Genomic DNA, 8,594 nt, shown 5'->3' with positions numbered 1-8,594 from the left:
ACTCCCTGCCGCATAATGGCTCCGTTATCAACATGATCAATACCGCGGGGCTGACGCATGCGAATTCTTACAAGCACTTCTTTTGGTGTACGGTTGTCATTCCAGTGTTCGTCTCCGTGTTCAGTATTGTCTTTGTCGAAATGGGCATTATATGAGCCGCATTTCAGCGCGAGTTTCTTGAACAAATACCCAACTGGTGGAACGCGTCATGCGCATCGCTAAGGAGATCGGCCGCGAAATCGCTAATAGCGCCGAGGCCTGCGAGATGCCGGGAATCAGTCCCTAAAGATTACTCTATTCTGAGATTGTGCTGTACGCGGGGGTGGGAGCACCCGCTCCCACCCCCGCGCAAATATGGCGCTATGGATCGCATCTAGGAGGATATCATGGGAGTGAAGTTTCGCAAGCCGGATTTTGAAAACACCTGATCCATCTTATTGCCTGCTGTTCAGCGCAAACCGCAGGCATCTTTGTATTTAGAGACTGGAATTACATCTTGTCTCAGTGACGGCTTTTACGGCTCAACATCTAGACCACTATTTAGGAAGGAGCTTTAAATGACTAGGCGTGCGCCATTGGGTGCTGTTGTGAACAAAGTTTTATCAACAGACAACCCAAATTGAAGTATTGATCGCTCAAGTCGCTGAAGCTATCAGCCGGCTTAATTGCTTGTATAAATAAATTCCGAAGGAAAACAAGAGCTACCATTTTGTGAAACAAACGAAGGCATTTACTGAAAGGAATGGTGTTAGCTATGCGTGAAGTGGTAATCGCAAGTGCAGTTAGAACAGCGATCGGCAGTTTTAACGGCGGGCTTGCTTCCCTATCGGCTACTGAAATCGGCGCAATTGTCATCAAGGAGGCGCTGAAGCGGGCCAAGGTCGACCCGGCAACAGTCGACGAAGTCATTTTTGGCAACGTATTGCAAGCCGGCTTAGGCCAAAACCCCGCCAGACAGGCTGCCATTAAAGCCGGTCTGCCAGTTGAGGTTCCTTCCTATACCGTCAATAAGGTCTGTGGTTCCGGTTTGAAAACAGTCAATCTGGCAGCCCAAGCCATCCTTTGCGGTGACGCCGACATCGTCGTAGCCGGCGGCATGGAAAGCATGACCAATGCACCGTACCTCTTAGACGCCAAAGCCAGATGGGGCTACCGCATGGGCAATTCGAAAGTGACTGATGTGATGATTCAAGATGGTCTGTGGTGCGCGTTCAACGACTACCACATGGGCATCACAGCTGAAAATGTGGCGGCTAAATTTGACGTGACCCGCCAAGACCAGGATCAACTGGCGGTTGAGTCACAAGCAAAAGCAACCAAGGCCATCGAGGACGGCCTGTTCAAAGATGAAATCGTTCCTGTCACCATCAAAGGCAGAAAAGGCGACATTGTTTTTGACACCGATGAATACCCCAAAGCCAACACCACGGTAGAAAGCGTTGGTGGCCTGAAGCCTGCCTTCAAAAAAGACGGCACAGTCACTGCCGCTAACGCCTCAGGCATTAATGACGGCGCGGCTGCTCTGGTCGTTATGAGCGCTGAGAAAGCCCAAGCGCTAGGCGTCAAACCCCTGGCCAAGATTCGTTCCTACGGCTCTGGCGGCGTTGATCCCAGCATCATGGGTATGGGCCCGGTTCCCGCGACCCGTAAAGCCCTTGCCAAAGCCGGACTCAGCATCAACGACCTCGATTTAATTGAAGCGAACGAAGCCTTTGCCGCGCAGTTCCTGGCAGTCGGCAAAGAGCTCGGCTTCCCGAAAGAGAAAGTCAACACCCGCGGCGGCGCGATTGCCCTTGGCCATCCCATTGGCGCCAGCGGCGCGCGTAACCTGGTTACTTTGCTCCACAGCCTAATCCAAAACGACAAGAAACTCGGCCTCGCAACCCTCTGCATCGGCGGCGGCCAAGGCGTAGCCACCATCGTCGAACGTGATTAACACCCTTTATGGTCGTTCATTCATATCGTTATAGGAGAGCACAATAATGCATGAAGAAGATAAAGAAATTTTAGATCACTATATCTATGTATTAGCACGATTGTCTGAAATAGTACCAGCTGATTATGGAGTGACTATTTCTGACTGTACTACATTCCTGATGTATAAACGGGCCAAGAGCTTTGATTTGCAAGTGCCTATCGGTCAACCGCTCAGGGATGGGACCGCCTTAAAAAGAGCAGTTGAAGAAAAACGGCGAATATTTACCCGAATTGACAAATCGGTACGGGGATTTCCCTATATCGCACTCGCAAATCCCATATTTAACAGTCAGAATGAAGTAATCGGCGCAATAGCCATAACCGAATCCGTCGAACTATATGACGGTTTTAAGGAAATGGCAACAACTTTAACAGATGCTATCAGTTCACTGGCTAGTACCAGCGAGCAAATTGCTGCACAAAGCGAAGAGATTGCCGCTGTAAGTCAGCATCTAACTATTACAACTAAAAATTCCCAGCAACGCGTCCAGGAAACCGACCAAGTACTTGGCTTGATAAAAAACATATCGGCTCAGACGAATCTTCTAGGACTGAATGCCGCTATCGAAGCCGCCAGAGTGGGTGAACATGGCAGGGGCTTTGGCGTAGTCGCCGAAGAGATCCGCAAGTTGGCTTCTGGTAGCGCGGAATCCATCAAACAAGTGGAGAACATTATAACTGAGATTAAAGAAGCCAGTACAAAGTCTTATCAACAGACAACTCAGATTGAAGTGTTGATAGCTCAAGTGGCTGAAGCTATCAGTCATATCGCCAATTCGGTTCAACAAATCAATACTATGGCGGAAAAGCTGGATCAAACCGCTAATAACTTTATAGATAGCACACAGTAAATAGTAAGGATTCTCAGATGTGATAGAGGGGATAGATATGATTAGGATTATTTCTAAAGATAAGGCAGTAGAGAATATTGGGGATGGCATGACCGTTATGATCGGAGGCTTTCTCGGCACAGGGACGCCCGAAGGACTAGTGGACGCGATTGTCGCTAAAGGGATAAAAGACCTCATTGTTATTGGCAACGATACTGGGTTTCCTGATCGTGGTATCGGCAAACTGGTGGTTTCCCGCCAGACCAAAAAGGTGATTGTTTCCCATATCGGTACCAATCCTGAAACCGGGCGACAGATGAACGCCGGAGAAATGGAAGTGGAACTTGTCCCGCAAGGAACGCTTGCTGAAAGAATTCGCGCCGGTGGTGCGGGTTTAGGCGGAGTGCTGACCCCAACCGGCATCGGTACCATCGTCGAAGACGGCAAACAAAAAGTGACTGTTGACGGCCGTGAATTTTTGCTCGAAAAGCCGCTAAAAGCCGATGTCGCCCTGCTGCGCGCGGATGTCGCTGACAAGGCGGGCAATTTGCTCTACCGTAGGTCTTCCCGCAACTTTAACCCGCTTATGGCGATGGCGGCGGAGACGGTTATTGTCGCGGCCAATAAAATCGTCGAAATTGGCGAGATTGACCCGGATCAGGTCATGACACCCGGCATCTTTGTCGATATGATCGTTCAGGGGGGTGAGTAGTATGGATGCGAAGACAATTATCGCTACCCGTGTTGCACAAGAATTCAAAGACGGTGATGTCGTCAATCTCGGCATCGGCATACCGACTATGGCAGCCGACTTTATTCCGCCGTCTGTTAACATTATTCTGCAGTCAGAGAATGGCTTTGTCGGCCTGATGGCGCTCGAGGGCGAAGTCGACCCCGACTGTGTCAACGCCGGCGGTAAACCGGTATCGATTCAGCCTGGCGGCGCCGTATTTGACAGCGCCATGTCCTTTGCCATTATTCGCGGCGGCCATGTCGCAGCGACTGTTCTCGGGGCTCTCGAGGTGGATCAGGAAGGCAACCTTGCCAACTGGGTGGTTCCCGGCAAGATGGTTCCCGGCATGGGCGGCGCCATGGACCTGGTTGTCGGCGCTAAAAAGGTCATTGTCGCTATGGAACACACCGCTAAAGGCGGAGTGCCGAAAATCCTAAAGAAATGCACCTTGCCATTAACGGCTAAAAACGAAGTCGACCTGATCATTACCAACCTTTGTGTTTTTGAAATGACGAAAGACGGTCTGGTGCTCATCGAACTTGCCCCGGAAGTAACCTTGGAGCAAGTAAGAGAAGCAACTGGTGCCGAATATACGGTATCGGAAAACCTAAAAACAATGGCTCTGTAAGCTCCAAGCGCATACCCCACCTGAAAAAAGCAGGTGGGGTATTTTTTTATCTTCCTTCTAGTTTTACTCATACGGCTTTATTCGCTGCACTAACAGGAAATTAGATTTGCGTGTGGAAGATAAATTAATCAGCAACCTTGTTATTACTCTGTCTATAAAATCCAATTCGAGAGCAGTCTTGCAATGCGAGGGATTACTGTGGAAACAAAAATATGCTTAATAGCCCCTTATGATGAAATAGAGATTTTGGCCCGTCAGGTGATTCGCGAAATGCATGCAGACATCAAAGTATATCGTTGCCCAATTCAGGAAGGTGTTTCTCTGGCAAAGAAACTGAAAGTACAAGGTGTGCAAGTTATTATTAGCCGGGGCGGGACGGCTGCCGCTATTCGAAGTCAAGTGGATATACCGCTCGTGGAGATCAAAATAACCGGATATGACGTAATGAGAGCAATTGGTCCATATCGTAATTCAACAGAAACGGTTGGCATTATTGGCTTTGAAAATGTAGTTCGCGGCTGTCGTGTAATATGCGATTTTTGGAACATCCCGACACGGGAATTTATGATCAATGGCGCACAAAGTGATATTGATTGGGAAGATGTTCGAGACAGCGCGCAGAAGCTTATTGATACAAATAAGATTAATTTGGTTATAGGAGACAACGTAGTTAAGCGATTGGGGTTGAAAACCAGCAGCGTACAGATGATTTCTTCGGGAGAGGAGTCGATTGTGCAAGCGGTTTTGGAGGCTCAAAATATTCTTGCAGCTCAAGATGAGGAAAAAAAACATACTGAGCGATTTCGGACGATCCTTAATTCCATTCATGATGGTGTGGTCGCCGTTGATGAAACCGGTTTGATTGATGTGATAAATCCAGTAGCAAAACAAATTTTTAAAATCAAAGACGAGCAACTTATCGGACGCCCGATTAAGGAAATTCTCCCGAACACCAGGATGGATGCTGTATTGAAGAGTGGTGTGGAAGAAACGGGACAGTTACAACAGTGCCCTGGCGGTTATATTTTAACGAACCGCATTCCCATTTTAATTGATCAAGTCGTTAAAGGTGTCGTCGCAACTTTTCAGGAAGTAACGCGAATTCAAGACGATGAACAAAAAATTCGGCAAAGTTTGTATGCTAAGGGGCTAATAGCTAAGTATAGGTTTTCCGATATCATTTGCAATAATGATCGCATGAAGCGCTTAATTGAGCTTGCCAAGGAGTATTCTAAGACAAATGCTACAGTATTGATTCAAGGTGATAATGGAACGGGCAAAGAGATGTTTGCGCAAAGCATTCATGTGAATAGCGCTAGAGCAAATGGACCGTTTGTGGCTATTAATTGTTCGGCGATCCCGCCTCAACTTTTAGAAAGTGAGTTGTTTGGCTATGCTGAAGGGGCCTTTACGGGCGCTAAGAAAGGTGGGAAACCAGGCTTATTTGAATTAGCGCATCGTGGCACGATTTTTCTTGATGAAATTGGAGACATGAATAAGGAGCTTCAAACAAGCCTGCTGCGTGTTTTGGAAGAACGAAAAGTGATGCGGTTGGGATCGGACACCATGACGCCGATAGACGTGCGGATTATAGCAGCTACTAATGTTAACCTGAAAAAGCAAATTGCATTAGGCGCCTTTCGCATGGATCTGTTTTACCGCTTAAATGTGCTTAACCTGCCAATACCTCCGTTAAGAGAAAGAAAAGACGATATTCCTCTGTTGGTGGCATGCCTAATAACCGAGTTAAGTCGACAATATAATTGGAATCATGAAGCCTTCCCCGATGCGGTTATTCCCTTTTTGTTGAGCCATGACTGGCCAGGGAATATTCGAGAGCTTAAAAACGTGCTGGAGAGAATAGTTCTTTCTATGCAGGCTGGTCAAGAGCCTGTGTCAGAAGTTGAAATGATCATGGCGGAAGCTTGTTCTTGTGAAGAGCCTAAGGCTGAAAAAGTGTTCTTTTCAGGGACCATGCATGAAATAAAACGAAAAGCAGTTGCGGTGGTGATGCAGGAGGTTGGTTATAACAAAAGTAAAGCAGCTAAGATACTGGGGATTAATAGAGCGACGATCGAAAACCTTCTATAATGATTACGCGTTATAAAGCTCAAAACGAGAAAATGCTTTATTTTAAGTGACACATATTGGAGCGGGACTGTCTTGAACTAGCACTATGCTTATAAAAAATAAGCATAGTGCTAGTTTTTTTAGCAGTCATATTGAACTTGGCTGCTGGGATTGTTGAAAAAATTTCTTGTTATTTACATGATGTGGCTGAGAAATCTGAAATTCTCGCAAGTTTAAAAAAGAACTAAGGTAGACGATGTTGGCATGCTTTTTGCAAATATAAAGAAAGTGAGTAGCCAATTAAAGAGAGAAATATTTTATTGGCATTCTACAACAAATTAAAAGTATAGAAAAGGAAAGAGGGACGAGCGATGAAACTAAACGAAAGAAGCAAAGAATTAACCGAGGGCATTGAGAGAGCGGCGCACAGGGCATTGCTTTATGCCACAGGAATGACGGAGAGTGATTTAAAAAAACCAATGGTTGCAATCGTTAACTCTTGGACTGACATGGTTCCGGGGCATATGCACCTTCGTGAATTAGCCGATCATGTAAGACAAGGAATTTCTGAAGCCGGCGGGGTAGCGAAAGAATTTGATACTATTGCTATTTGTGATGGCATGTGCCAGGGACACAAAGGAATGAGTTATCCTTTGCCGAGCAGAGAAATCATTGCTGATTCTATTGAACTCATGGTCCAAGCCCATCAGTTTGACGCTATGGTTATGTTGCCCGGGTGCGACAAGACTGTACCGGGTCATATTATGGCGGCTCTTCGTATTGATATTCCTACGGTAATTGTTACTGCAGGGGTAATGGAAGCCGGAAACTATAAAAACATTAAAAATATTACGCTGACTGATATGCGCGAGTTCATTGGGAAAACACAGATGGGCAAGCTTTCTATGGATGAGTTAACTGCTATCGAAAAAGTTGCATTACCGGGCGCGGGTACTTGTTCAATGCTTGCAACGGCAAATACGATGGGTTGCTTGACAGAAGCTTTGGGGCTTTCCTTGCCTGGGTGCGGCGCTGCCTTGGCAGTTCGTTCCGCCAAGGCCAGTATCGCCCATGAGTCAGGCAAGCAGGTAATTGAACTGCTGAAAAGAGGGATTACACCTAGACAGATCGTTGGAGAAGCGGCGCTTCATAATGCAATCGTGGCGGATATGACGCTGGGGGGTTCGACTAATAGCGTTCTTCACTTAATGGCGATTGCCCACGAAGCCGGAGTCGATTTAAACCTGGATTATTTTGATAAAGTTAGTAAAACAGTTCCTTATATTTGTGACCTTAAGCCGTCTGGAAAATATCCACTCAGCATCTTAAGCGAGCATGGCGGTATTCAAGCAGTTTTAAAAGCTGTTGAACGCTATTTAAAACCAGAGCAGCTTACCGTAACCGGGAAGAACGTTCAAGAAAATTTGGCAGCGGTGGAAGCGGTTGTAGACGAGGTCATTCATAGTGTTGATAACCCGATTAGAAAAGAAGGTGGCATTGCTATCCTGCGTGGTAACCTGGCACCAGATGGCGCGGTAGTTAAATCGTCCGGCGTTAAACCTTGTATGTGGCAATTTGAGGGGCGCGCTCGAGTTTTTCATTCCATGGAGGAAGCTACGGATGCGGTGTCGGGCGATCGTATAAAACCGGGAGATTGTATTGTCGTTCGCTATGAGGGACCGAAAGGCGGACCTGGTATGCGAGAAATGCATATGACAACGTCACTCCTTGTTGGCCGTGGGATGGATGAAAGTGTAGCTTTAATAACAGATGGTCGTTTTTCAGGCTCCAGCCGCGGACCAGTTATTGGTCATATTTCTCCTGAAGCGGCGATGGGTGGTCCGATTGCAGCCGTGCAGGAGGGCGACATAATTGTTTTAGATATTCCAAATCGCCGGCTCGAATTAAAGGTGAGCGAGGAAGTGATAAACGAACGGTTGAAGCATGTGAAGCATCCCCAAAAGGTCAAGGGTGGTGTATTGGCTAAATATGCAGAATTAGTGACTTCTGCTGATACAGGCGCCGTGCTGCGTGGTTCTAGGATTAGAGAATAAAAGGAGAACCTTTGCGATAAATGGGTAAATGATCGCATTACCAATGTCCAATCATTTACCCGTTTATACACTGGCTCATTTTTAACATTATTAATGCAAAGGAGAATTCGAGAAAATGGGTTACGAACTTATCAGTCTTATTGGTATTCTGGTTTCCCTGACTCTGATCATGTGGCTGGCGTACAAGGGCATGAACCTGCTGATCGTCGGTCCCCTGTGTTCCTTGTTGGCTCTTTTGTTTGCCTACGGCAGCATCGAAGTGACGAAAGGGATGCTTACCACCTATTCCGCCGGTTTTGGCA

Annotated in this window: 8 protein-coding genes and 1 pseudogene; 8 read left to right on the top strand and 1 reads right to left on the bottom strand. The window is 46.8% G+C overall.

Translation table 11 applies throughout. From position 1 onward, the window contains the following. The coding region (locus AXX12_RS19820) for a hypothetical protein (protein ID WP_231881838.1) at window positions 1–185 on the bottom strand (185 nt) is incomplete at its 3' end. A gap of 23 nt (window positions 186–208) precedes the next feature. On the opposite strand from AXX12_RS19820, the gene AXX12_RS20140 reads away from it, so the two are divergent. The 8 genes and pseudogenes from AXX12_RS20140 to AXX12_RS07375 all read left to right on the top strand — a co-directional run. Then, window positions 209–286, top strand: coding sequence for a hypothetical protein (locus AXX12_RS20140; protein WP_407922244.1), 78 nt, complete (start codon window positions 209–211; stop codon window positions 284–286). Window positions 287–754: 468 nt separating this feature from the next. After that, on the top strand, window positions 755–1,936 hold the full coding sequence (locus tag AXX12_RS07405) for an acetyl-CoA C-acetyltransferase (protein ID WP_066240396.1): 1,182 nt from the start codon (window positions 755–757) through the stop codon (window positions 1,934–1,936). 46 nt (window positions 1,937–1,982) lie between these two features. Then, a complete protein-coding gene (locus tag AXX12_RS07400; protein ID WP_066240393.1) occupies window positions 1,983–2,828 on the top strand; it encodes a methyl-accepting chemotaxis protein in 846 nt (281 codons plus the stop codon). A 37-nt stretch (window positions 2,829–2,865) separates the two neighbouring features. After that, window positions 2,866–3,519: an acetate CoA-transferase subunit alpha gene (gene atoD / locus AXX12_RS07395; RefSeq protein ID WP_066240390.1), complete on the top strand. Its 654-nt coding sequence runs from the start codon at window positions 2,866–2,868 to the stop codon at window positions 3,517–3,519. A gap of 1 nt (window position 3,520) precedes the next feature. Further along, on the top strand, window positions 3,521–4,168 hold the full coding sequence (locus tag AXX12_RS07390; RefSeq protein WP_066240387.1) for a 3-oxoacid CoA-transferase subunit B: 648 nt from the start codon (window positions 3,521–3,523) through the stop codon (window positions 4,166–4,168). A 198-nt stretch (window positions 4,169–4,366) separates the two neighbouring features. Then, window positions 4,367–6,259 (top strand): sigma 54-interacting transcriptional regulator, encoded by a 1,893-nt coding sequence (locus tag AXX12_RS07385; RefSeq protein WP_231881837.1) that lies wholly within the window; start codon window positions 4,367–4,369, stop codon window positions 6,257–6,259. A 350-nt stretch (window positions 6,260–6,609) separates the two neighbouring features. Then, window positions 6,610–8,292, top strand: coding sequence for a dihydroxy-acid dehydratase (gene ilvD, locus AXX12_RS07380; protein WP_066240383.1), 1,683 nt, complete (start codon window positions 6,610–6,612; stop codon window positions 8,290–8,292). 115 nt (window positions 8,293–8,407) lie between these two features. Further along, window positions 8,408–8,594, top strand: a pseudogene (locus tag AXX12_RS07375) (GntP family permease); the annotation flags it as partial.

Source organism: Anaerosporomusa subterranea, assembly GCF_001611555.1.
In the GTDB taxonomy this organism is placed as follows: domain Bacteria; phylum Bacillota; class Negativicutes; order Sporomusales; family Acetonemataceae; genus Anaerosporomusa; species Anaerosporomusa subterranea.
Note: the sequence above shows the minus strand (reverse complement) of the source record. Positions and strands in the feature narration are given on the sequence as shown.

Coding starts and splice junctions, on each gene's coding strand:
- AXX12_RS20140 (WP_407922244.1), top strand. CDS start 209: ATGCGCATCGCTAAGGAGATCGGCCGCGAAATCGCTAATAGCGCCGAG.
- AXX12_RS07405 (WP_066240396.1), top strand. CDS start 755: ATGCGTGAAGTGGTAATCGCAAGTGCAGTTAGAACAGCGATCGGCAGT.
- AXX12_RS07400 (WP_066240393.1), top strand. CDS start 1,983: ATGCATGAAGAAGATAAAGAAATTTTAGATCACTATATCTATGTATTA.
- atoD (WP_066240390.1), top strand. CDS start 2,866: ATGATTAGGATTATTTCTAAAGATAAGGCAGTAGAGAATATTGGGGAT.
- AXX12_RS07390 (WP_066240387.1), top strand. CDS start 3,521: ATGGATGCGAAGACAATTATCGCTACCCGTGTTGCACAAGAATTCAAA.
- ilvD (WP_066240383.1), top strand. CDS start 6,610: ATGAAACTAAACGAAAGAAGCAAAGAATTAACCGAGGGCATTGAGAGA.